The sequence below is a fragment of the Synechococcus sp. R6-10 genome (assembly GCF_047461815.1).
Taxonomy (GTDB): Bacteria; Cyanobacteriota; Cyanobacteriia; order Thermostichales; family Thermostichaceae; genus Thermostichus.
Genome location: NZ_JANSHW010000539.1, coordinates 1 through 557 on the forward strand (window position 1 = coordinate 1; position 557 = coordinate 557).

The 557-nt window shown below is 64.1% G+C and carries 1 protein-coding gene; it reads right to left on the bottom strand.

What is annotated here, in order from left to right:
- Positions 1-557 (bottom strand): DegT/DnrJ/EryC1/StrS family aminotransferase (locus tag NW837_RS13445; RefSeq protein ID WP_414332128.1); only part of this gene is annotated, 557 nt, incomplete at both ends.

Genomic DNA, 557 nt, shown 5'->3' on the forward strand with positions numbered 1-557 from the left:
CCGGGATCCCTTGCAGCAAGCGGTGGTAACACTCCGCAATCCCCTGCCGCCGCCAGTTCCACTCCCGCAGATAAGGCAACTTCACCGAGAGAATCACCGCCTGCAGCGCATCCAAACGACTGTTGAGACCCAGATGCTCGTGGTGGTACGGACGGGTCTGCCCATGCTCCCGCAGCGCCCGCACCCGCCTGGCCAGTTGGGGATCCCGCGTCACCACCGCCCCCCCATCCCCAGCCGCACCCAGATTCTTGCTGGGAAAAAAGCTGAAGCAGCCCACCTCCCCCCAAGTGCCCACCGGCCTGCCCCCCCAGCAGGCCCCCACCGCCTGGGCACAATCTTCCACCACCGCCAAGCCGTGCCGCCGGGCAATAGCCAGAATCTGGGTCATGTTGGCCGCCTGCCCAAACAAATGCACCACCACCACCGCCTTGGTACGGCAGGAGATGCTCTTTTCCAACAGTCGGGGGTCCAAGTTGAAGGTAGCAGGATCCACATCCACAAACACCGGACGCGCCCCCACCCGGCTGATGGCGGCAGCCGAGGCAAAAAAACTAAAG